This window comes from Candidatus Enterococcus murrayae, from assembly GCF_017315985.1.
GTDB classification, from domain to species: Bacteria; Bacillota; Bacilli; order Lactobacillales; family Enterococcaceae; genus Enterococcus_A; species Enterococcus_A murrayae.
Genome location: NZ_JAFLVR010000073.1, coordinates 17,895 through 41,086, shown reverse-complemented (window position 1 = coordinate 41,086; position 23,192 = coordinate 17,895). Strand labels below are relative to the sequence as shown.

The window sequence follows — 23,192 nt, the reverse complement described above, 5'->3', positions numbered from 1 at the left end:
TGAAAAAACACGAAGCGCAAGAAACAGCATTGTCGAAATTTTCAGACAATTACTGCTATCAAAAGAACAATTTAATAAAAAGAAGCGGCTCAGTTAAATGATAAAATAACTATAATCCAAAGTGTTGCAGAACGCTAATTAAATTTGTTTTTTTATTATTTTCCTACCCCCTCAAAAAAGGTTGTTATATCATAGCTCATTTCGGTCCAGTGAAAAATAGAAAGCGCTCACCTTTTATCCAACTCCTTTATTTAAAATTAAAAAAGTACATCCTTTTTACTAATAAAAGTAAGTAAGAACGGCTGTTTACTTTTTAAACATCCTTTATTATGAAAAAACAATTTAAATAATTTTATCTAAATGCCATTTCTGTTCCATCAATAAACAATCAAAAAGTATGGATAATTTAATTTTATTCCTCACATTTTAGTCTATTTACTGTGCTCGGAATAAAAAAAAGAACCTCACATAAGAGATTCTTTCCTTTAAATCAGTTATTAGCTGCTTAGCTTTTTCCAAAAATTACTGTGATTGATCCACAGCCATCCGCCTGATAGGATGGCTAACCAGATCATAACACCGCCATTTAGCAATACAGGATGAATGTTCATTAAAACAGCGACTACGTATAGCGCGATCAAAATTGCTCCAACAATCATCGTCCCAAACATCCACAGCATCAGCCCATAATTCCCTACCCCTCTAGTGAAAAGCTGACTGATATTCGTCCAGGTCAGATTCAACAAGCGGTAATCTCGACTGAAAAAGTACAGCGACAGCAAGTAGGTACCCCATAATATTCCTGCGGTAAAGGTCAGCAGCAGAGCGATTGGAAAATGTAATGCGAGCGCGAGGAGCACACCCATAACACCTGAAATGCCCATTTGAATCCTGCAGCCTACCCAAAATTTTTGTCGCAGGTATTTTTCCAATGACAGCGGAAGCGATTGAATAAAGAAGAAATTCTCTCGATCCAATGAAATCAGATTACTGACAAAGGAGGTTTGATTCAACGTAATAAAAGCAAAAACGATTCCGCAGACGAAAAATACCCCCATGAACTTTGTTCCCAATGTCGCGAGGCTGACCGGATTAGTCGTTACCATCGTTGCCACCATCACGATCGGCATGATCAATGACGAGGTCAGAACTTGCATGATCAGATTGGGATTTTTAAGCAATTGATGATTATAACTGGCTAATTGTTTTTTTAGCGATTGATTGCTTTTTCGTTTACGCTTCGTAGCTACCGTACGAGAACCTTCATCACTGAACTGCTCATACAAACTAGGAACGACAAAAAATCGCAGTGCCAGCAAAAGCAAGCCTGTCAGAGCCAATAACGCGAGAAATGTTAGAATCCCTTTAGCTGTAAACGGTTCGCGCATCACCTGATAAAACGGCATGAAGATGGCGAGCGAGCCGCGGTCGGCAGCCCCTGCCGAATGATCCATCGAATTTTGTGTGAAATTAATCGCTAGGATTCCGCCGACTGAGACAACCATTGAAAAACCAAGCATCAAGCTAGTGAATAATTTCTTATGCTGGCGAAACAGCTTGGTCTTAGTCATCCCAAAAACAATCAGACTACATAAGCTGAATAAGAGAATGAAAAAGATCAAAAATAGCAAAATCGCTCCAATGACTGCAAAAATAATCGAATAGCCGCTCTTAAACGCCGTCAGAAAAAACAAAATCAAAAGGGGTAATAGAAATGGCACGATCGTCATCCCTACTGCTAAAAATTTCGCAATAAAAACTTCCCCCCGCTTGATCGGCAGCGGCAAATAATCCTGCAGATCCTTGCTTTCAAAAAATACATTAAAAATAGTGGAAAGCGATTGAGAAAAACCAATCAGAGCAAATAAGGCCATATAGTACGTAAAGTATCCCGGTAATTTCGCGAAATCAATCAGTATCATCGTTGCTCCATAAATCACCAAAAAGATGACACCCGACAACAGATATTGTTGGATAATACTACGGATGACCTGCTTTCCTTTACGGCCTTTTTTACGGATTTGATTCGTCGATGACGGATTGACATAAAGCATGTTTACCGCAATCAAACGCTTGATAATCCCGCTATTCATGAGCCGCCTCCTCGAATTCGGAAACATCCCCATCAGCCGCTTGACGCCCGGCCATCTTCAAATAGACGCTTTCCAGTGATTCATTTGGATAATCCTGCAGCAGATTATCAACCGAGCCATTGTAGATCAATTCTCCCTTTTTAAGGATCGCCAGTTCATCGCATAATTGCTGCGCAGTATCCAAAACATGCGTAGAAAAAATCACCGTTTTGCCTTTTTCTGCGTGCCGTTTGATCATTTCCTTCAAATCAAATGCGGCCTGCGGGTCCAATCCCTGCAGCGGTTCGTCCAAAATCCAAATATCCGGATCTGGCAGCAGCGCGCCGATGATGATTGTCTTTTGCCGCATCCCATGAGAAAAACTTTCCAGTGTTTCCTCCTCATGCCCCACTAAGTCAAACAACTCGATCAGCTCTTGTCGCCGGGCCTCTTGCCCCGTTAATTCATAAGCCGCTGACAGCAGATCCCAATACTCATTGGCGGTCAATTGTAAAAACATGTCGGGGGAATCAGGGACATAAGCAATTTTCTTCTTGATCGCCTGCCGATCCTCTTTTAAGTTTTTCCCATCAAATAAAATTTCACCATTTGTTGGTTCAATAATGCTCACTAAACTTTTTATCGTCGTCGATTTTCCAGCGCCATTATGTCCTAGAAAGCCGAAAATTTCGCCTGCTTTGATCGTCAGACTTAAATTATCCAGCGCTTTTTTCTCTCCATAAACCTTTGTCACACCATTTAATTTAATCATGCTCATCACTCCTTCTTTCAACTATACGAGAAAAAAAGCCCCATGACAATAAACGCCGCAAAAAAAAAACACCCCTGCGAGTGTTCTAAGCCTTGATTGGAATCCAGATCTCAATGATCGAGTTCTCGCGGCTCCACTGGAATTTGGCGCCGTATTTTTCAAAATGCAAAAAATTAGTTTGCGCTAATGAAAGTCCCAGCTTCGGCACGAGGACTTGATAGATTGCTTCATAGGTAGAGTAGATTTGATCCATCGCTCCTCGATGCTCCACCACCAAATACCGGCCGGCAGGTATTTCCTTCAGCAGAAAATCGGTTGGTATCTTTTTTGAATGAGGAATCCCACAGTAATAAATCAGCTTTTCCTCCCGCCGATCCATAAAGGCGAACTTTGTCCAAGCCCCTTGTTGCTGCGTCAATCCATTGGCTTTTAACTGACGATTAAAAGCTGGCCAAAATGACAGGCAGCGTTCAAGATTTGTACTTTTTCGATTCGTCAATTCCTGCTCTAAGCCGATCACAGTAAAGTCCGGCAGTTCCTTCAGTTCATACTTCATCATACTTGATTATCCTTCATCGTTTTCAACCATTCTAACTGAAAGCCTTGGCAAATGACATCGGTTAATCAAAAACGGTAAATTCAACAAGGCTTAGCTAGCCTGCTGCCACTTTTTTTCAATGCTGGACTCAGCTGATTGACACTGTTCCCTCTTAATCGCAGTCGCTAAAATTTGTTCTTTTCGTTGAGCCTCAAACTCGTTGATGCGTTCCCAATAGTGCTTCTCTGTTTGCTCCTTTTGCCATTTTCTAATGTCAAATAGCACGATGATCGTCAGGATCAATAAAATAAGGGTTATCATTCTTCACACCTCCTACACCCTTATTCTATGGCTTCCTGCCAAAATCAATTAGGACATATGTCACATTTTCAAAAAAACTTTTTTAATTTAAAAGCCGCTCGTCAGCTATTTTTAAGCAAGAGCGCTTTTTCCATCATTTTATGATAGTAAGGCCGCATCTCCGCTTCGGCAACTAGCTGGTCGATATCTGAAACAGCCAGCCATTTCACATCACTGTTCTCATCTTCTTTGATTCGCAGCGTCTGATTCTCCTCCGCCATAAAAAGATAGGTCGTGTTGATATGATGATGCGCCTTGACGAACTGCCCATTTTTGTAGTGAGCGTTCACTGGTAAAATATCAAAGGCAAACAAGCCCTCGTAGATCAGACGATATTCTTTTAGCCCTGTCTCCTCTTCCAGTTCCTTTTGCGCGACTTGCAAAAGATCCTCACAGCCATCCGCGTGTCCGCCAGTCCAAGAATAGGATTGATAAATATTATGATAAACCATCAGCACCTTGTCATAGGTTGGATTCACGACCCACGCAGAGGAGGAAAAATGATACTCTGGATTTTCCCGCGTCAGCAGATGGTCTTGAAATTGCAGTCTCTCTAAAAAAATTTTTTTATCCGCTGCTTCTTGTGAGGTAAATGGTTGATAGTCCTTAATTTCTTTGATCAGTTTTTTCATCTTGTGCACCCTCTTATCTTTTGGCTTTATGTATATAGGGTATAACAAAGAGGCTGCAGCTTCTAGCTGCAACCTCTTAAAAAACTATTTTGCTCGAACCGGCAGCCAGACTTGGAACTGAGCATTTTCGGGATTGGCATCCAGATACAATTCAATATCCGGTAGTTCATCGTATTCAAAGCCGGAAGTCGGCAGCCATTCCTGAAACACCTGCTGCTGCAGCTCTTGGATCGCTCCAGGCATTGGTCCAGTCCCTGAAAAGATCGCCCATTTCGCCGCAGGGATCTCATACTGGGCAAACCCTTCTGGCACGTCCTCACTCGCCACACCGATCACATATTCCCAAGCATCTTGAATCTCTGAAGTCATCAAGCTGATTCCTAATACGCCTGGATTGTTTTGATCCATTACCGGAATCAATTTTTGCAGTTCTCCGCTGGCACTTACCTCGTTCCAAAATTCTGGAATACGTTTTTGCGCCACCTCCATGTCCTGCTCAATTTTCAAACCAAGTCCTGTAACATGAAACGCTTCTTTGTCAATTAGTTGATATTCCATTGCATGCACTCCCTTTACTGTAAGTTGGAAGGTCAGCATGGGGTAGCTAGTCAATTTTACTCCTGATTGCTTTGCTTCTTTCGGGGTGATTCCATGGACTCCTTTAAATACTCGATTAAAGGAAGTTGGAGAATCATAGCCGTATTTAACGGCTACATCGATGACTTTTTCGCCCCGCTGCAGGTCAACACCTGCTAAACTCATCCTGCGCCGTCGGATATATTCACCTAAGGTCACACCCGCGATGTATGAAAACATCCGCTGATAATGATAACTTGAGCACTGCGCCAGTTGCGCCGCCCTGTCCAAGTCGATCTCACCTGTTAAATTTTCCTCCACATAAGCAATACTACTATTGAAATGATCTAACCACTCCATCCAATTTCCTCCTGTCTCTACTATAATGGGACCAGTAAAGAAATACCTCTCAGAACGTGCCGCCTTTTGCGAGCTAGAAGCGCAGCTTTGCCAACCGATCAAAGGCCTCTGCTAAAACCTCCAATGATTGTGTTGCCGCCAGACGAATATAGTCGTCTCCTACCTTCTCGCCAAAGGCTTTTCCCGGAACGAACAAGACACCGCTCTGCTCCAAGACCGTTTCAACAAACGTCACCGAATCCAATCCGCTTTTACTGATATTAATAAAAGCATACATGCTGCCGGCAACTGGACGCAAGGATAAATACGGAATTTCTGCCACTCTTTTTTCAATGTATGCCAAACGCTCTTTAAAAATGGCGACCGTTGGCGGTACAAGCTCCTCATAATGCTTCAATGCATAGATTCCGCCACGCTGTGATGCTGTCGGCGCCGAATAAGTAATACTCTCGTTGATCATTCCAGCAATTTGATTGATATAAGCAGGCGCCACCATGTAGCCCAGACGCCAGCCAGTCATCGCAAAGCCTTTTGAGACACCGCTGATCGTGATCGTATTTTCTGGAGCCAGACTAGCCATCGGTACGAATTTTTCTTTGAAGGCAAAATCCTCGTAAATTTCATCCGAAATAATGAAGAGGTCCTTTTCAATTGCCACTTCGGCGATTTGCTTCAAGGTAGCTTCAGAGAAAACAGCACCCGTCGGATTGTTTGGCGAGTTAATGATGATGGCCTTTGTCCGATCCGTGATGGCAGCTTTTAAATCCGCTACATCTAATTGAAAGCCATTTTCCTCATAGGTCGGAACAAAAACCGGTGTTCCGCCAGATAAAACCACCTGTTCGCGATAAGGTGAAAAATACGGCTCGTGGATGATCACTTCATCACCCGGATCAAGCAGCACCTGCATCACCAAATACATCGCGTGCAAAGCACCAACTGTCCCACGAACTTGATTCAGCTGGAAGGTCAGACCATATTTTTTCTGATAAAAATCAACAACTGTCGTCAAAAATTCTTTGCTGCCATCAGGTGCTGTATAATTCGTTGCTCCTTTTTTTACATCCTCGTAGGCCGCTTCGATGATCGCCGGATTGGTAATCAAATCCGGATCACCGATCGACAAATCGATAATATCTTCCTTTTCTTTTGCTAGAACAGCGATCTTCATCAGCAAATTTTCTGCCGGCTGCTGGAAGCGTCGCGCGATTTTCCGTTTATCCATCCTTATTCCTCCGCCTCTATTACAATACCTTATTCAAGAAATCCTGCGTCCGACTATTTTGCGGATGATCAAAGATTTCCTCTGGTGTGCCCTCTTCTTGAATGACACCATCTGCCATGAAGATCACCCGATCCGCGACTTCCTTCGCAAAGCCCATCTCATGCGTCACTACAACCATGGTCATCCCTTTTTTGGCTAAATCCTGCATAACGGCCAATACTTCACCGACCATCTCGGGATCAAGCGCCGAGGTCGGTTCGTCAAACAGCATCACATCAGGATTCATCGCTAATGCGCGAGCGATTGCTACCCGCTGCTGCTGACCGCCAGAAAGACTGGCAGGATAACTATCCGCTTTTTCCTTCAAGCCAACCTGATCCAATAATGCCAGGCCTTGGTCTTTTGCTTGAGCAGGATCTTCCTTTTTGATTTTCACCGGTGTGATCGTTAAATTCTCCAATACACTCATATGCGGGAACAGGTTGAAGCTTTGGAACACCATCCCCATCTTTTGGCGAATCTGATCGATATTACTGTCTGGTGCCGTGATATTTTGTCCTTCAAAAAAGATTTCGCCGGAGGTTGGTTCTTCTAATAAATTCAAACAGCGCAGGATCGTACTTTTCCCGCTTCCTGAAGGTCCGATGATAACCACTACCTCGCCTTCTTTGACTGTAAGATCGATGGATTTCAACACTTCATTCTCGCCAAAGCTTTTTGACAGTTGTTTTACATTAATCATTCAGACCCATTCTCCTTTCAACTAACCCTAATAAACGGGAAATACAGAAGGTCAAGACAAAGTAGATCAGCGATACCAGCACGTATGGTAAGAACGGCTTGAAGCTGGCTCCTTGCACCACCCCTGTTTGGAAGATCAATTCAGATACCCCGATAACAGAAACAACAGATGATTCTTTGATGATCGTCACAAACTCATTTCCTAAGGCTGGCAAAATATTTTTGATTGCCTGCGGAAAGACGATATAACGCATCGCTTCCTTCTGATTCATCCCTAACGAACGTGCTGCTTCCATTTGCCCTTTGTTTACTGCATTAATCCCTGCCCGAACAATTTCCGCAACATACGCCGCACTATTTAATGATACCGCGATACAACCTGCCAGTAATTTCGACAGATCCAGCCCTAAGACTCCTGTTCCGAAATAGACGATAAAGATTTGAACCAATAACGGTGTTCCTCGAACGTACTCAATATAGATGACCGCTAATGCTTTCAAGATTTTACTCTTGCTTAGTTTCATCAAGGCCAATAAGCTACCGAAGATTAACCCAAACAACACGCCGACAAAAGCAAGTAGAATCGTGTACTTCGCTCCATTCAAATAATAAGGACCATATTTTTGCAGGAAGGATTGCTCATCTTGGAACATCAGATCATTGGCTTCCTTTTGATAATCCTTCAATAAATCTTTATCATTGATTGTTTTGATCGAAGCATTGACATGCTTTTTCAGCTCCGGTGTATTTTTCGACATAGCGATGGCCGTAACTTTTTCGCCCTGCTCAAACTTCACTGGGGCTAACTCCACATTATCGCTTTGTTGGACATAAGCTTCCGCTACCGGCTGTTCTAATACGACCGCTTCGACCTTCTTATTCAATAAATTGTTGATCAAATCTGGGACCTTTTGCAATGAGGTCGGTTCCGCACCGGTCATTTCATTTTTAACTAAATCCTCTTGAGTCGTTTGCTTTTGCGCACCTACGGATAATCCTTTGAAATCCTCTGTCGTCTTGAAATTGTCTTTTTCTCCTTTGCGAACCAAAACCTTTTGCTGCACCACAAAGTATGGATCAGAAAAATCAACTTCCTTTAACCGCTCTTCTGTGATTGACATACCGGAAATAACTAGGTCGATCTTTCCCGTTTTCAATGCCCCCAGCAACGCGTCGAAACCAAGCTCTTCTATCTTCAGCTTCACACCCATATCCTTCGCGATTTTTTCCGCGATTGACACATCAAAGCCGACAATTTTATCTTTTCCATCCACATCTGCATGGAACTCATACGGTGCATAATCCGCTGACAATCCAACGACCAGCTCGCCGCTTTGTTGAATCCGTTCGTAGATTTCATCCTTTTCTGCTCCTTGTGCCTTTGCCGGTAAAAAGCTGATCAACATCAGCAAGACTGTGAGCAATGCGCCAATTTTCTTTTTCATACATCCCGCTCCCTTTTCCAAATAATGAATAATAATATAAGTATACGAATAAATAAAGAATAATTATTCAAAAAGCAACTTGCATTTATACTACCATAACCATTATAATAAAAAAAGAGTTTTCTAAAAATCTAATGAAAGAAGTTTGCTAATGACAAAACAATTAATCGTTCGCGGTGCTCCGCAGGAATATGAGCTAAAAGCACACGCCTGGGACTCGTTAGAATCCCATCTTAATAGAAGAAACATAAAGAATGTCCTGATCCTCCACGGAGAGAAATCCTGGGAAGCGGTAAAACCTTACTTTCCCGAACTATCAATAACAGCAGCGTATCACTATTATGGCGGTCAATGTACAGATGCCGCAGCAGAAAGCTTTGCGTCTTTATGCAATCAGAAAAAATTCGATGGTATCATTGCAGTAGGTGGTGGAAAAGTCGCCGATTTAGGGAAGTTTGCTGCATACAAGGCACATTTGCCTATCATCATCCTGCCGACTTTGGCTGCTACCTGTGCGGCTTACACACCCTTAAGTGTAGTCTATGATGAAGCAGGAATCATGCTGCGTTATGATATTTTTCCAAAAGCAAGCGATCTTGTACTAATCGATCCAGCAGTCATTTTAGCCTCTCCCCGTGAATTGATGATCGCCGGTATTGGCGATACCTTGGCAAAGTGGTATGAATCTCATGCAATCATTTCCCAACTAGCAGTGAAGCCGATTGAAGTACAAGTAGCAGAATTCGCTGCTCAAAAATGTCGCGAGATTCTTATTGCTGAAAGCACAGCAGCCTTAGAAGCAATGGCGCAAAATCAACTCAATCAAGCCTTTATCGATGTGGTTGAAGCCAATATCCTGCTAGCTGGAATGGTCGGGGGCTTCGGCGATGAGTACGGCCGAACCGCTGGTGCTCACTCCCTTCATGATGCCATGACCGTTTTACCCGGTAGCCATCAGCAGCTTCACGGCAACAAAGTAGCTTACGGAATTTTGGTTCAATTAATGATTGAAGAAAATTTGACAGAGATCGAGCAACTGCTGCCCTTCTATCATCAATTGAATTTGCCGACAAGCTTAGCGGAGATGAATTTGCATTTAACCGAAGAAGAGTACCAATCCGTCGCTGAACGTGCCTGCGCTCCTGGCGAGATGATCCATCTAATGAAGCAAACGATCACGCCAGACCTCGTGATCCAAAAAATGAAGGCCCTAGAAGCCTTCACACAAGAATAAAGAATGGAGCTTGCGAAAATCCGCAAGCTCCTTTTTGGTCTAGTTCTGATAAAAAAAGCAAAAAAAAAGATACTTATGAAGCAAAGTATCTTTTAAAAAATTTTCCCAGTTCTAATGGCATAAATAGTTAAGGAAATTAGAATGAACAACGCCAACATCTCTAGAAGAAAGTCGGTGGTTTTTACTTCGTTTTTCGAAGTGTTCCTCTCTCGTTTCATTGCGCTATTAAGGCCCTCCTTACTTTTACACTGCAAGGATAACAAACCATTGGTATAGCCGCGTAACAATTCTTAATGAATTTAATTAGAATGTTATTAACGAATTCTAATTTATACTCGCTTTTTTCTCAAATAATTGATTTTGAACATTTTTGACGATCAGCACTACTGCCAGCAGCTCAAACACTTGAATCAGCGGAACACCGGCACCTGTATAGAAGAACATGAATAGCGCCTTACCCTTTGGCGCCCAAGTCGCGAACCAGGATACGCCAAACAGATAGACAAAATACGTCAGGAGCAAACCAAGGAAAATAATTAAGTAATCCGCCAAAACACTGCGGGTCTTTTTCTTTTTGACATAGCCGGCTATAAAGATCAGCACCGAACCCAAACTAACCAGCAGCAGTATCGGTGAAATGATGCGATACAGCAAAATAATCCCATTAATGATCAGCACGATCGGTCTCGTTCGCTTCGCTTCTGCCGCCATTCCTTCTTTAATAGTAGATACCGTTTTGACATTCAGCAGATCCAGAACTACCTGCGCCGGCTGCTCCGGCATAAAGATGGAACCGCCATAATCCGTTCGATAGCTTTTGTAGAGTGTCGTTTCCATTACTCCAGCCCGCAAATAACTGAAAACCTTCCCCATGTCTTCAGATTTCTTGCCGTTGCTTTGCTTCGTTACAAAGAACAGCTTCTTTCTCTTAAGTTTGCCGGACTTAAAGCCTTCTGCCAGCTCCTCGTTGATCTGCTTGAAGACTTTCTCGTTCTCGCCGCCATTTTTATACAGACCTTCCCGTTGAAACATTTCACGCAGTCCCCAGACAAACATATCTCCAGGCAGCTCGCCATTTTTAACAGGCCAAGAATCCGGCCAAATCGAGTCCTTCAGCATCCAGTCAATTCCTTTACGATACTTGGCAAAAGTCGGTGAAATTTTTTGTGCTTCGGCAAAGGTTCTTTTCGAAACCCAAATACCGTTGTCCTCGGCAATTGATTTCTTATCATAACCGCTATTATCGATCTGAATCAGATTTTCCGTCAATTTAGCAAAAGACGTTTTCGTTCGATCATTCGTGGTAAAAATACCATAGTGATCCTGATTCGTCTTAGAAATCAGCAGCGATTCCCCTAAAGTAAAGAGCACAGGGGCGGCCAGCAGCAAAAGATTACTGATGATTTTTTGCTTGTTCATCGCCTTCAGTAGCTGCCAAAAATTACGAAGCACCTCTTTCAAGGATGAGCCCAAAGACTGATTCTGAACAATGATGCCAAAAAGTGTACAAAACGTAGCAACTATATAAAGCGGCAGCAGCCAAATCGAATCTTCTCGTAAATACCAGAAAAAAGGAAAAGCAATCGTCAATAAAATCGACCAAGGAATTCGCGTTTTGATGGTTTCCTTCCTACGTAAATAAAGCCCCAGAATACCCGCTAAGACAAACAGGACTGTCGCAAAGACTAAACTATTGCGATAAACACGCAGCGAAAAATCTGATGTCAGTGTAGCTGGAGAATAGATCAAGAATAAAAAGCCTATACCGCTCAAATACTTATTCTTAATTAATGGTGATAAGGCTTTGATAATAGCAAATGCCGCCCCCATATTGACCAAACACAAAAACAAAGGATAGGACAACTGTGAAAAATGATTCACAAGCAAAAAGAGCGTAAAAGACAAGCCTTTTGTCAACGTCCCTGTACCGTATTCTCCCAACCATTTGCCAGCTAAAATATTCAATGCTTGGTTAATAGAAAGCGCGTCATCGTAGCCTGCATGCATATATATTTTGATTGGCATCATCACCGCGAGCACGAGTCGAAAAACAATCGCGAAGATAAAAATACCTATCAATACCCTTCCCATTAACTCTGGCTGATTCTTAAATCGATTTTTGATCATCATAGTTTAGAAAAAGGGATAAATGCAGGCAGGTTCCCTTCTGTTTCCATCATAAATTTTTGGAGCCAAATAACATCATGCCATTGATCAAACTTATAGCCTATTTTAGGAAAATTCGCGACCTCCTGATACCCCAGCTTCTCATGAAAATGAATACTGGGTTGGTTCCCGCCAGTTATACAGGCTGTCAAAATCGCGACATTTTGCTTTCTCAAGATTTCTTCTAACGCACAATATAATTGCTTTCCCGCTCCATTGCCGCGTTTTTCACGATCGACATAGACACTGACTTCAACGGCCCAATCATAGGCAGCTCGATCTTTGTACGCATGAGCATAGGCATAGCCTAATATGACCCCGTCCTCTTCCGCCACTAAATAAGGATAGCTGCTGACGGTTTCTTCAATTCTTTTAACAAAGTCCTCTTTGCTAGGTACCTCGTAATCAAAAGTAATGGTTGTTTCTAAAACATAGGGCGCATAAATCGCCACCAGTGAAGCTGCATCCATTGGTGATGCTACTCGAATTTTAATCATCTCAGACCTCCTTGCTGGTTCAATTCTATCACTCTGATAATTAAAAAAACACCCTCTCTAAAAAAGATCCATCCAAAATCTTAATAATTATTGCATTTTTTAACTAAATTAACGCTTAAATAATAAACACAACAGATAACAGGACGATGGAAATAATAACGGCTGGCTTCCCTCACTTCGTTATCGTATTGTGAATTTCTTGTTTTTTTCAGAAGACTGAAACAGGAAAGAAAATTGGGTTTAGATTAGATTATAATGGTAATTCTTTAACCTTCATTGAATTAGTTTTACGTCTTCCTTATGGTTATTTTTATGTAACTATGCTTATATAGAAAGAGCGTCTTTCATCCGTTATTTTCAATTTATCGGTGTTGTGAACAAAGAGTGCGCTACCTGCGAGGGTCGAAAAATCAACGTAATAATTACCAATCAGCTTTCAGCGAGCACTATCAATAAAGGTAGTGCACTCATCAGCAGGCGGAAAATGAATGGGTTGTACGATTAAAAAAGCTTCATCACTAGGAACTAGGAGGAAATTTATGGAACAGCAGCAAACACCTGACAAGCATACAAAAGAGATGAGCTTGTTAGGTTTAAGTATGATTGTGATTGGTTCAATGCTGGGTGGCGGTGTATTTAACCTTCCCAGCAGTATCTCTCAATCAGCCGGCGTCATTGCTTCATTATTGGCGTGGCTAATTACCGGCGTCGGGGTCTTCTTTATCGCGAAGGTCTTTCAGACTCTTTCAAGGGAAGAACCAGAGATTATCGGCGGCATCTACTATTACGCCAAAGACGGCTTTGGCGATTATGTCGGATTCAACTCTGCTTGGGGCTATTGGCTGAGCAATATTATCGGGAACGTTTCTTTTGTCATTCTTTTTTTAGATGCCTTAAGCAAATTTATCCCCTCCATCGGCGGTTCTGGCGGTCAAATTGGGTTGTTTTTAGGTACATTCATGATTTGGAGCGTCATCTTTTTGGTTGCTCGGGGGATTCGTACTGCCAGTATTTTGAATACGATCGCTACCAGTGCAAAAGTAGTGCCAATCCTATTAGCTATTTTTCTTTTATTCATTCATTTCAAATATCAAACCTTTTCAATGGATGTTTTTGCTAAAAATATGCTGTTGAATGGCAAGCAGTTAGGCAGTGTTCCCACACAAATTCGTCATGCGATGCTGCAAACGATGTGGGTTTTCGTCGGGATCGAAGGCGCCGTCGTTCTATCTGGGCGAGCAAAACGCGCCCGTGATGTTGGTCGTGCAACGTTGATTGGCTACTCCATAACACTGGCAATCTATGTATTGATCGTGATGCTGAGTTTTGGCTCACTGCCGCAAGAACAGCTGGCTAACCTGCCAAGTCCTTCGTTAAGCGGCGTTTTACGTGCCTCGACGGGTGCCTGGGCAAGCAATATGATTAATATTGGTGTCATTATTTCTGTATTAGGAGCCTGGATCTCATGGACAATTTTAGCTGCAGAAATTTCCTTTGACGCTGCTCAGGACAAGATGTTCCCAGCCTTCTTAGGCAAGGCCAACAAACAAAATGCACCGGTAAACGCCTTAGTTTTGAATGGCGTGATTATGCAAATCGTCTTTCTGATCTCTCGGTGGGCAATGGATGCCTTCCAAGCAGTGACCGATACTGCGACAACGATGGTTCTCGTCCCTTATGTTTTATCTGCCGCCTTCTTATGGCAAATTGCTAAAGCAAAGAAACATACTGGCCAGCAGTTTTTAGCGGTCGGCGGTGTCATTTACGGAATTTATATGCTCTATTCATCTGGAATCCTAAATCTGCTTTATTGTATCGGCATTTACGCATTGGGCTTTGTCTTTTGGCTGTGGAACAGCCATACGTATAAACGACCTGTTTTCAGGACAAAGCGAGACAAACTCTTATTTACGATCGTGACTGGCTTAGGGGTGCTAAGCCTGATCGTTTTTCTATTTCAATTAAGATAAAAGAAATGGCAGTGAGCAAACTCACTGCCATTTCCTCTATTTAAATAATTTGCATTGCCAGCGTGACCAAAAGCCCTAACGCATAACAACTGTTAAACACGATCAGATTTTCCACCGCCAGCGGGAATGTCTTATTTTTGATTTGCTCCTTCGTGAAACGCCTAGTCTGCGGGATAATCTTCAACAGACTGACAAAAGTCAGCAGGATCGGCCATTGATAAATCCCGGCAAACAATCCAATCAGAATCACTCCATAGCAGCTGTACATCAACACATTAAATAGTCGTACCCCCCACTCGCGCCCAATATAGAAGGGCAAGGTATACCGATGATTCTCCACATCCTGCTCCAAGTCGCTTAAATTATTTGCCAGCATGATGTTCGCGATTGTCAGCATCAGCGGCAATGCCGCCCAGACAACTGCCAGCACCGCCAGCGTATTTCCCGTTACTGCAAAATGATCCATAGTCAATTCCATATAAAAGAGCCGTTGATCATAGGTGTTCAGATAAATCGTAATGGCAAAAATTCCCAAGCCTTCTGTGATGCCGCTGAAGATTTCTCCTAGCGGCATTCTCGAAAGCGGAATCGGACCGTACGTATAAAACACACCGACAAAAAAGCAAGCCGCCCCCATTGGCAAAAGCATCCAGCCGGTTTGAACAACTAATATCAGTCCGATGATCGCCGCAAAGCCCACCAAACCAAAAATGAGCTGTTGAATCTGTTTTTCTGATAGATTTTCTCGACCGATGACATTTTCTTCGTATTTGTATTTTTCCGAGTGGGCTTTTACGAAATCCATATAATTATTGATCGCCGTAATCGCCAAATCAAAGGCGAACATTCCGAAAAAGAAAAGAAGTGTCTTGCCTGGATGAAACGCCTGAAAATAGGTGTTTGTAAATAGTACAGCGATCACAAAAGGAAAGATACCGGCAAATTTTGTGCGAATCTGCACGAGCTCGAAAAATGTTTCTCTGGTCATTTTATTTTGAGCGGCCCTCAGCCTCTTCGTATTGTCCATAATACCCCTCTTCCCAAAACTCATACCACCACAGTAAAAACATGTGGTGGTAATGAACTGCTAGATTAACGGATAAATTGCCAAAACAGCGTAGCTGCAAGGCCTAATGCATAAGAGCCATTGAATGTAACCAAATTTTTGATCGACATCGCAAAGGTCTTGCTTTTAATCTGTTCTTGGGTAAAAATTTTCGTTTGTGGATAAATCTTGACTAGGCTCACGAAGACCAAAAGTATCGGCCACTGGTAGATGCCAGCGACCCACCCGATCACAATAGCTGCATAGCAGCTGTACATCAATAGATTGAATAAGAGCACCGCATTTTTTTTGCCCAAATAAAACGGCAAGGTATAGCGATGATTGGCGATATCCTGCTCTAAATCACAAAGATTATTCGCCAGCATAATATTAGCGATCGTCGCGATCAGCGGTAACGAGGCCCAAATAACGGCTAGAGCCGCTGTTGTGCTTCCAGTAACCGCAAAATGCTTCAGATCCAGCTCCATGAAAAAGAGCTTTTGATCATACGTGTTCAAGTAAATTGTAATAGCAAAAATACCAAGCCCCATCGTTACACCGCTGAATACTTCCCCTAAAGGCATCCGAGACAATGGAATGGGACCAAAAGTGTAAAACACGCCGATGAAGCAGCAGGCACAGCCCATCACCAAAAGCAGCCAGCCTGTTTGAACAGCTAGAGTGAGTCCGACAATCGCCGCAAAGCCTATCAAGCCAAAAATAATCATTACGACCGTTCGTTCCGACAGCTGATCCTTGCCAATGACATTTTCCTGATATTTGTATTCTTCTGAATGGGCTTTGCGAAAATCCATGTAATTATTGATCGCCGTCGTTGCCATGTCGAAAGCCAACATACCGAGGAAGAAAAAGAGTGTTTTTCCCCAATGGAAAGAATGGAAGTACGTATTGGTAAACAATACCGCAATCAAAAATGGAAACAAGCTCGCTAACTTGGTGCGTATCTCTACTAATTCAAAAAAACTTTTTCCTGTCATACTATTTCAAATCCTTATCGTTGCCCATCGTGTAGCCAGCTTCCTTATTCAGCTCAAAAGTATCTTTCAAACCAGAAGTTACATAGACTTTATCGTCTCGTGTCACAAAAATCGCTTCGGTATCCTTCAAATCCTCCACGTAGCTCATTCCTTCTTTGACCCCCATCGAAAAGACAGCGGTAGACAAGCCATCGCCATCGATCGATTTTTTCGATACGATCGTCACCCCTGCGATATCATTGTCAAAGGGATACCCGGTCTTTGGATTGAACAGATGGTGATACGTTTTGCCATCTGCTTCTAGGTAGCGCTCGTAGATACCCGATGTTACTAATGACATATTACTTTCTGGAATGCTGCCTAGAATTACGTTGCGCGCTTGGTTAGGGTCTTGGATACCAACTGTCCAGTCCTCCTTTTGATCGCCGCGAGGACTGCGCCCCATAACATAGACATTTCCGCCAAGGTCGATGATCGCCGTCGTTACTTCATTTTCTTTCAACACCTTAACAACTTCATCCGTGATATACCCTTTGGCGATTGCGCCTAGATCCAGCTTCATTCCCTTTTCCTTTAAATAGACCGTCTTATCCGTCTCATTAAATTCGACCTCATGATAATTGACTAATTTCAACGCTTGATCGATCTCACTTTGTTCAGGCTTGCGAGCATCTGGGAAGCCAATGCGCCACAATGACGTGATCGATCCGATGGCCATATCGAAGCCGCCTTTAGAATCTTGACTATATTTGTAGGCTTCCTTCAATAGATAATACATATCGTCCGTCACTTTGACTGGTTTAATCCCCGCCTCTTTATTGATCTCATCGATCTCTGAACCTTCTTGATTAACAGTGATTTTATCAGCCAATTCCTTCACTCGAGCGAAAGCAGGCTTCAGCGCGGCCTTCTTACCATCATCATAAATACGAATCTGGACATAGGTACCCATCAAAAATTGTTTATCATCATAGGGCTTCTCATTTATTTTTGGTTTGTCACTACCGCAAGCTGTCAGTACAACCAGAATCAAACTAAAGATCAGGATTACTATACGTTTTTTCACTTCCATACTTCCTTTACTAAAATTTTCACTTTATCATAGCGCGTTTACGCAAACTTTCAAAGTCTTTTTTATCTAAAGTATGATTGGTGATTTTCTAAGAAAAAAGGGTCTGTGACTGATCTGCCACAAACCCTTAAAAAGTTCCCTTAAGATTCAGGAATTATTTTTTAGTTACAATGTTATCCACTTGGATCGCTGTAGTGTTGCCTTTTTCAGCAGCATTCACTAATTGAGCAGCGTAAGTTTGGAACACGTGTGATGAGTGCGTTGCGCCAGTAACCACTTCTACATCAGCAGGAGCACCTTTTTCAACTAACCCTTTGTTCAATTGTTCGATGTATTCTTTTGGTCCTACACCGCTTTTAGCCTTCATGTTCTTTTCATAGTCAGCATCATCTTTTTTAGACTTGCCATCTTTGTCGACCATATCGAAGTTTGATTCAGTAATTTTTCCACCAGCAACAGTCATGTTGAAGATTGTACGGTAGCCATTAGAGTAGTTCTTTTCTTCTAATGTGTAGGTACCATCCTTCAGATCAGCACCATTATCGATTTCGATTGTTTTTGTGTCGCCTGCTTGAGCCGCTTGAACTAATTGTTGAGAGTAGTTTTTAAAGCTTTCGCTTGAATGTGTTGCACCAGTAACCACTTCAACTGCATCCGGATTTTGCGTTTGTTCTAAAGATTTATTCAGTTCTGGAATGTATTCTTTAGGACCAGTTTTCGTTTTTTCCTTCATATTCTTTTCGTACTCAGCATCTTTTTGCTTCGATTTTCCATCTTCATTCAAATAATCGTAGTTTGATTTCGTGATTTTTCCATCTTTAACAGTCATATCGAAAACTACTCGGTAGCCATTATTGTAGTTCTTTTCTTCAAGTTTGTAGGTGCCGTCTTTAAGATCGCCGCCTGCTTCTTTTTCAGCTGGCTTCACTGCTTCAGATGAGCTTGCTGAAGAACTTGATGCTGACTCTTTGTCATTGTTTCCGCCACAAGCAGCTAACGCTATTGTAGAAAACGCTACCACAGCAAATCCTGATACTATTTTTTTCATTTTCATGATTAAACTCCACCTTTATTCTTTTTTTGTGATTCATTAAACAATAACTATTCTAAAATACTTTTTTATGTTTGTATACGATTATTCCGTTAAAACAATTTATTTTAATCCAATTATAAGGATAGTATCATTATTACTTTAGAATAATTGTGATAGACAAAAAAAAGAACTATATGTATAATGAGAGCGATTGTTCAGGTGTTATCAATTCATTATTATTGTGCAGTCATTATCATTTAGAAGGAGCGGATTTTCAATGGCAAAACAGAAAATTGTCGTTGTGGGTGCAGGTTATGCAGGTGTTGCAGCAACGAAATTCATGGCCAAAAAGTTAAAAAAAGACGACGTTGAGATCACGTTGATTGACCGTCACTCTTACCATACAATGATGACCGAATTACACGAAGTAGCTGGCGGACGAGTAGAACCCGAAGCAGTTCAATACGATTTACAACGACTGTTTGCTCGCAAGAAAAATGTATCGCTAGTCACCGATACCGTTATCGGCATCGATAAAGAGAAAAAAATCGTCAAAACAAAGCTGGGCAAGTACCCCTTCGATCAATTGATCATTGGTATGGGCGGCGAGCCAAACGACTTCGGTACACCTGGGGTCAAAGAACATGGATTTACTTTATGGTCGATGGAAGACGCGATCAAGATTCGGAAACACATCGAAGATACAGTCGCAAAAGCAGCGCTTGAGCCTGATGAAGCCACTCGCCGTGCAATGCTGACCTTTGTGGTCTGCGGTTCTGGTTTTACTGGGATCGAAATGATCGGCGAATTGATGGAATGGAAAAATGTCCTGGCCAAAGAACATAAATTGCGTCCTGAAGAGTTTACTTTGATGGTTGTGGAAGCCCTTCCTACTATTTTAAATATGCTTGATCGTAAAGACGCGGAAAAAGCGGAACGCTTTATGATGAAGAAAGGCATTCAGTTAAAGAAAGGCGCTCCTATTACCGAGGTAACCGCAGATCATATCGTCTTAAAGGACGGTTCGCAAATTCCAACGAACACTTTGATCTGGACTGCCGGTGTGAAAGGAACGACTGATGCAGCTGATTTTGGTTTGGAAGCTGCTCGCGGTCAGCGCTTATATGCCAACGAGTTTATGCAAGCTAAAGGCTACGAAGATAAAGACATCTACATCGTCGGTGATTTGGTTTATTATGAAGAAAACGATGATGGAAAGCCTACGCCGCAAATCGTTCAGGCTGCTGAACAAACGGCCCATACTGCTGCGGCTAATATCGTCGCAAAAATCAAAAATACGCAAAAGCACGAGTTCAAGAGTAATTATCAAGGCTTCATGGTTTCCATTGGTTCTAAATGGGGTGTTGCCAACCTAATGGACAAGGTTCATATGGCCGGCTTCATGGCGATTGTGATGAAACACATCGTTAACCTGAAATACTTCTTTGACATGCGCTCTGGCTACTACATGTTCCAATATATGATGCATGAGTTCTTCCATATCAAAAATGATCGTAATGTGACCCGCGGACATTCTTCTCGTTATGGCAATGTTCTTTGGAGCGTACCTTTACGCGTGTTCTACGGTTCAATGTGGCTGGTGGAAGCATCGAAAAAAGTAGTCGGCGACGGCAGCTACTTAAATCCAAGTTCTTGGTTTGGCAGCGGCTCGTGGTTTACTGATAAAGTCGTGTTCCCCTTCCCTTGGCTGCAGGAGCAAGTAACAACTGGCGCCTCAGCGGCTGGTTCACACGCAGCTGAAGCAACAACAGCCGCAACTGGTGCGGCTGGCGGAGCAACTGACGCAACGGCGACTGCGGCGACACATTTTGGCTTTAACTATACATTTGGTGAAAACCCAATGCCCGTTTTTGAAAAAATGCCGAATTGGTTCGCGAAGATTATGGAATTTATGATGCCGAATAAAGATGTTGCACTATTCATGCAAAAATTCATGACCTTCGTTGAAATCGGGATCGCATTGGCCTTGATCTTTGGCTTATTCACTTGGTTAGCGAATGCTGCTACGATTGGTTTAGTCGTTGCCTTCTGTTTATCAGGTATGTTCTACTGGGTAAACATCTGGTTCATCCCTGTTGCTTTCGCCTTGATGAATGGCTCCGGTCGTGCATTAGGTCTGGACCGTTGGGTGATTCCTTGGATTCAGCGTACTGCTGGCAGATGGTGGTACGGAACACCGAGATCCATCTACGGAAAAGACAGCTCCAACTAATTTGACCAATATTGACGGAAAGTTCTAAAGGGCTTGTTTTTCTCTTTAGAACTTTCTTTATGTTATGATAAGAAAAAGATTTACGAACTCATTTTGCTTTGGAATGATCAGATGAAAATGGATCGATAGCGAACTTCAAAAGCGCCGACTTTTGCTTGGTTTCAACCAAGCTAGTTCGTTTATCTAGTATCCAGAGAAAAAATAAACGAGGTGTGTACTTTGAAACTGAAGGATTTTGCAAAAAATAGTTTGCTGCGGCCTTGGGACGGTATCATTGTTGTGATTCTTGTTTTGCTCTCCTTCGCTCCTGTCGTTGTCTTCAGTCTCAACCGCGGAACAAGCACCACACAAGAAGCAATCCTTTCGGTCGATGGAAAAGAGCTCAAAACCTTTGATCTTTCGGACAAGTCGCAGGCCTACACCTATCGTTATGAAGACAAAGATGGGGACTATAATCTAATTGAAATCAAAGGAAATCGGATCCGCATCAAAGAAGCCGATTGCGGAGATCAGATCTGCGTACGCCGCGGTTGGATCGATCAATCCGGCGAAACGATTGTTTGTCTGCCGCATAAATTACTGATTGAAATCAAATCCTCAGACGGAGGGGAACCCGGCAGTGTCATTTACTAGCTGCCCTTATTATGAATAAAACACAAAAGTTGATCTACATAGCACTTCTAGTCGCTCAAGGTGTGATCTTGGGCTTAATCGAGAACATGTTTCCCTCCCCTTTTGCCTTTGCGCCAGGGGCCAAACTTGGTCTCGCCAATTTAATAACGATCGTTGCGCTGTTTACTATGCCAAAAAGAGACAGCTTCCGTTTGATTTGGATGCGTCTGATTTTAACGACCCTTTTAGGCGGAACAGTATCGACCTTCTTATATAGTATGAGCGGATCGCTGCTGAGCTATTTCGGTATGCTTTTAGTTAAAAGTCTTGGACCTAAACGCGTCAGTATTATCGGCATCAGTGCTGCCGGCGGCTTTCTGCATAATGTCGGCCAACTACTGGTCGCCAGCTGGATTGCACAGTCTTGGACTGTCATGCTCTACTTGCCGGTCATGTCCCTTTTGGGAATTCTTGCTGGAATCGTCATTGGTATCGCGGGAAATTATCTGCTGGTTCACGTACGAGCGCTGCAAAAATTTCAATTGGACTATGAATTGACACAAAAAACGAAAAAAGGATCAGGAGGCTATCAAAAATGAAACTTCATCCCATGTGGCAAGAATATCCTGATCTTGCTAAGCAATTAACGACGACCCTTGAAATGATGGAAAATGTCGTCAAATTGAAAAATAAAAAAGTCGAATCGGCCGTATTAGATATGATCCATGCAGGCGGTAAGCTTTTACGTCCAGCCTATCAACTCCTGTTTGCCCAGTTTGGACCGGATCAAGACGAAAAAAAAGCCACCTCCTTGGCTGCCTCGATCGAAATGCTCCACACAGCTACCTTGATCCACGATGATATTGTGGATGAATCAGAATTACGACGCGGCTTGCCGACAATACGGTCGGCTTTTGGAAACGATACTGCGGTTTACGCCGGAGATTATTTGTTCATTTGCTGTTTCAAGCTACTGTCAGATTACTCTACTTCTCTAAGAAGCCTTCAATTGAATTCTCGCAGCATGGAAAAAATCTTAGACGGTGAGTTAGGTCAGATGGATGACCGCTATAAGTTAGATCAAACAGTGGATGAATACTTAGAGAACATTTCAGGAAAAACGGCGGAGCTTTTTGCTTTAAGCTGCTCCGTTGGTGCGTTTGAAAGCGGCAATAGTGAACGCTTCGCAAAAAAAGCTGGAATGATCGGACTAAATATCGGCATCGCTTTTCAAATCATGGACGATCTGCTGGATTATCAAGCGGATTCTACTACTTTAGGCAAGCCTGTTTTAGAAGACGTCCGTCAAGGGGTTTACTCCCTACCTTTGATCTACGCCCTCAATCAAGACAAAGGACAATTACGACCTTATTTAGAAAAGAAAAAACAGATGACCAGCTCAGATACACAGCATGTTCAGCAGTTGGTTCATCAATTGGGCGGCGTGGCTTACGCACAACAGCTCGCTTCAGAATATACGGAACAAGCACTAAAGGATATTCAGAAATTACCGGAGAACTTTTTCGATACAAAGGAAAAGCTTGACCGTTTGACTCGACAAATCTTAACACGAAAAAGCTAAGCAAAAATCCGCCCAATGTGGGCGGATTT

21 protein-coding genes are annotated in these 23,192 nt (G+C 42.5%); 6 read left to right on the top strand and 15 right to left on the bottom strand.

Annotation, left to right across the window (positions count from 1 at the left end; genetic code table 11):
- Window positions 1–497: 497 nt before the first annotated feature.
- From JZO85_RS21505 to JZO85_RS21465, 9 genes are all read right to left on the bottom strand, one after another.
- Complete coding sequence (locus JZO85_RS21505) at window positions 498–2,093, bottom strand: ABC transporter (RefSeq protein ID WP_207110573.1); 1,596 nt, start codon at window positions 2,091–2,093, stop codon at window positions 498–500.
- Window positions 2,086–2,844 (bottom strand): ABC transporter ATP-binding protein, encoded by a 759-nt coding sequence (locus JZO85_RS21500; RefSeq protein WP_207110572.1) that lies wholly within the window; start codon window positions 2,842–2,844, stop codon window positions 2,086–2,088. Before JZO85_RS21500 ends, JZO85_RS21505 begins: the two co-directional genes overlap by 8 nt.
- An 85-nt stretch (window positions 2,845–2,929) precedes the next feature.
- On the bottom strand, window positions 2,930–3,403 hold the full coding sequence (locus JZO85_RS21495; RefSeq protein ID WP_207110571.1) for a GyrI-like domain-containing protein: 474 nt from the start codon (window positions 3,401–3,403) through the stop codon (window positions 2,930–2,932).
- Between the two features lie 90 nt (window positions 3,404–3,493).
- Window positions 3,494–3,703, bottom strand: a complete 210-nt coding sequence (locus tag JZO85_RS21490) for a hypothetical protein (protein ID WP_207110570.1) — start codon at window positions 3,701–3,703, stop codon at window positions 3,494–3,496.
- 101 nt (window positions 3,704–3,804) lie between these two features.
- Window positions 3,805–4,374, bottom strand: coding sequence for an NUDIX hydrolase (locus JZO85_RS21485; protein WP_207110569.1), 570 nt, complete (start codon window positions 4,372–4,374; stop codon window positions 3,805–3,807).
- Window positions 4,375–4,458: 84 nt separating this feature from the next.
- A complete protein-coding gene (locus JZO85_RS21480) occupies window positions 4,459–5,310 on the bottom strand; it encodes an AraC family transcriptional regulator (protein ID WP_207110568.1) in 852 nt (283 codons plus the stop codon).
- Window positions 5,311–5,383: 73 nt separating this feature from the next.
- The gene (locus tag JZO85_RS21475; protein WP_207110567.1) at window positions 5,384–6,535 is read right to left on the bottom strand and encodes a pyridoxal phosphate-dependent aminotransferase; all 1,152 of its coding nucleotides are present in this window, start codon (window positions 6,533–6,535) and stop codon (window positions 5,384–5,386) included.
- 19 nt (window positions 6,536–6,554) lie between these two features.
- Window positions 6,555–7,277 carry an amino acid ABC transporter ATP-binding protein gene (locus JZO85_RS21470; RefSeq protein ID WP_207110566.1) on the bottom strand — a complete coding sequence of 241 codons (723 nt, stop codon included), beginning with the start codon at window positions 7,275–7,277 and terminating at the stop codon, window positions 6,555–6,557.
- A complete protein-coding gene (locus JZO85_RS21465) occupies window positions 7,270–8,721 on the bottom strand; it encodes an ABC transporter substrate-binding protein/permease (RefSeq protein ID WP_207110565.1) in 1,452 nt (483 codons plus the stop codon). Before JZO85_RS21465 ends, JZO85_RS21470 begins: the two co-directional genes overlap by 8 nt.
- Window positions 8,722–8,872: 151 nt before the next feature.
- Here JZO85_RS21465 and JZO85_RS21460 point away from each other — a divergent pair, with 151 nt between their 5' ends.
- Window positions 8,873–9,955, top strand: coding sequence for an iron-containing alcohol dehydrogenase family protein (locus tag JZO85_RS21460; RefSeq protein ID WP_207110564.1), 1,083 nt, complete (start codon window positions 8,873–8,875; stop codon window positions 9,953–9,955).
- 324 nt (window positions 9,956–10,279) lie between these two features.
- Here the strand turns inward: JZO85_RS21460 and JZO85_RS21455 are convergent, their stop codons facing one another.
- The gene (locus tag JZO85_RS21455) at window positions 10,280–12,034 is read right to left on the bottom strand and encodes a hypothetical protein (protein WP_242550489.1); all 1,755 of its coding nucleotides are present in this window, start codon (window positions 12,032–12,034) and stop codon (window positions 10,280–10,282) included.
- Between the two features lie 47 nt (window positions 12,035–12,081).
- Window positions 12,082–12,615, bottom strand: coding sequence for a GNAT family N-acetyltransferase (locus tag JZO85_RS21450; protein ID WP_347401819.1), 534 nt, complete (start codon window positions 12,613–12,615; stop codon window positions 12,082–12,084).
- 542 nt (window positions 12,616–13,157) lie between these two features.
- Here JZO85_RS21450 and JZO85_RS21445 point away from each other — a divergent pair.
- Window positions 13,158–14,588: a basic amino acid/polyamine antiporter gene (locus JZO85_RS21445; RefSeq protein ID WP_207110561.1), complete on the top strand. Its 1,431-nt coding sequence runs from the start codon at window positions 13,158–13,160 to the stop codon at window positions 14,586–14,588.
- A gap of 40 nt (window positions 14,589–14,628) precedes the next feature.
- On the opposite strand, the gene menA (JZO85_RS21440) is transcribed toward JZO85_RS21445, so the two are convergent.
- The 4 genes from menA (JZO85_RS21440) to pplA all read right to left on the bottom strand — a co-directional run bounded on the left by menA (JZO85_RS21440) (window position 14,629) and on the right by pplA (window position 18,757).
- On the bottom strand, window positions 14,629–15,615 hold the full coding sequence (gene menA, locus JZO85_RS21440) for a 1,4-dihydroxy-2-naphthoate polyprenyltransferase (RefSeq protein ID WP_207110560.1): 987 nt from the start codon (window positions 15,613–15,615) through the stop codon (window positions 14,629–14,631).
- 65 nt (window positions 15,616–15,680) lie between these two features.
- Window positions 15,681–16,631, bottom strand: a complete 951-nt coding sequence (menA, locus tag JZO85_RS21435) for a 1,4-dihydroxy-2-naphthoate polyprenyltransferase (RefSeq protein WP_207110559.1) — start codon at window positions 16,629–16,631, stop codon at window positions 15,681–15,683.
- A 1-nt stretch (window position 16,632) separates the two neighbouring features.
- Window positions 16,633–17,703 carry an FAD:protein FMN transferase gene (locus JZO85_RS21430; RefSeq protein WP_242550488.1) on the bottom strand — a complete coding sequence of 357 codons (1,071 nt, stop codon included), beginning with the start codon at window positions 17,701–17,703 and terminating at the stop codon, window positions 16,633–16,635.
- A 154-nt stretch (window positions 17,704–17,857) separates the two neighbouring features.
- The gene (gene pplA, locus JZO85_RS21425; RefSeq protein ID WP_207110557.1) at window positions 17,858–18,757 is read right to left on the bottom strand and encodes an extracellular electron transfer flavoprotein PplA; all 900 of its coding nucleotides are present in this window, start codon (window positions 18,755–18,757) and stop codon (window positions 17,858–17,860) included.
- A gap of 256 nt (window positions 18,758–19,013) precedes the next feature.
- Between pplA and JZO85_RS21420 the strand changes: the two genes are divergently transcribed.
- The 4 genes from JZO85_RS21420 to JZO85_RS21405 all read left to right on the top strand — a co-directional run bounded on the left by JZO85_RS21420 (window position 19,014) and on the right by JZO85_RS21405 (window position 23,163).
- Window positions 19,014–20,969, top strand: coding sequence for an FAD-dependent oxidoreductase (locus JZO85_RS21420; protein ID WP_207110556.1), 1,956 nt, complete (start codon window positions 19,014–19,016; stop codon window positions 20,967–20,969).
- A gap of 219 nt (window positions 20,970–21,188) precedes the next feature.
- Window positions 21,189–21,602, top strand: coding sequence for a NusG domain II-containing protein (locus JZO85_RS21415; protein ID WP_207110555.1), 414 nt, complete (start codon window positions 21,189–21,191; stop codon window positions 21,600–21,602).
- An 11-nt stretch (window positions 21,603–21,613) separates the two neighbouring features.
- Entirely contained in the window at window positions 21,614–22,180 is a 567-nt protein-coding gene (locus JZO85_RS21410) for a Gx transporter family protein (RefSeq protein WP_207110554.1), read from the top strand.
- Window positions 22,177–23,163, top strand: coding sequence for a polyprenyl synthetase family protein (locus JZO85_RS21405; RefSeq protein ID WP_207110553.1), 987 nt, complete (start codon window positions 22,177–22,179; stop codon window positions 23,161–23,163). The genes JZO85_RS21410 and JZO85_RS21405 overlap by 4 nt, the downstream gene beginning before the upstream one ends.
- The last annotated feature ends 29 nt before the right edge of the window (window positions 23,164–23,192 follow it).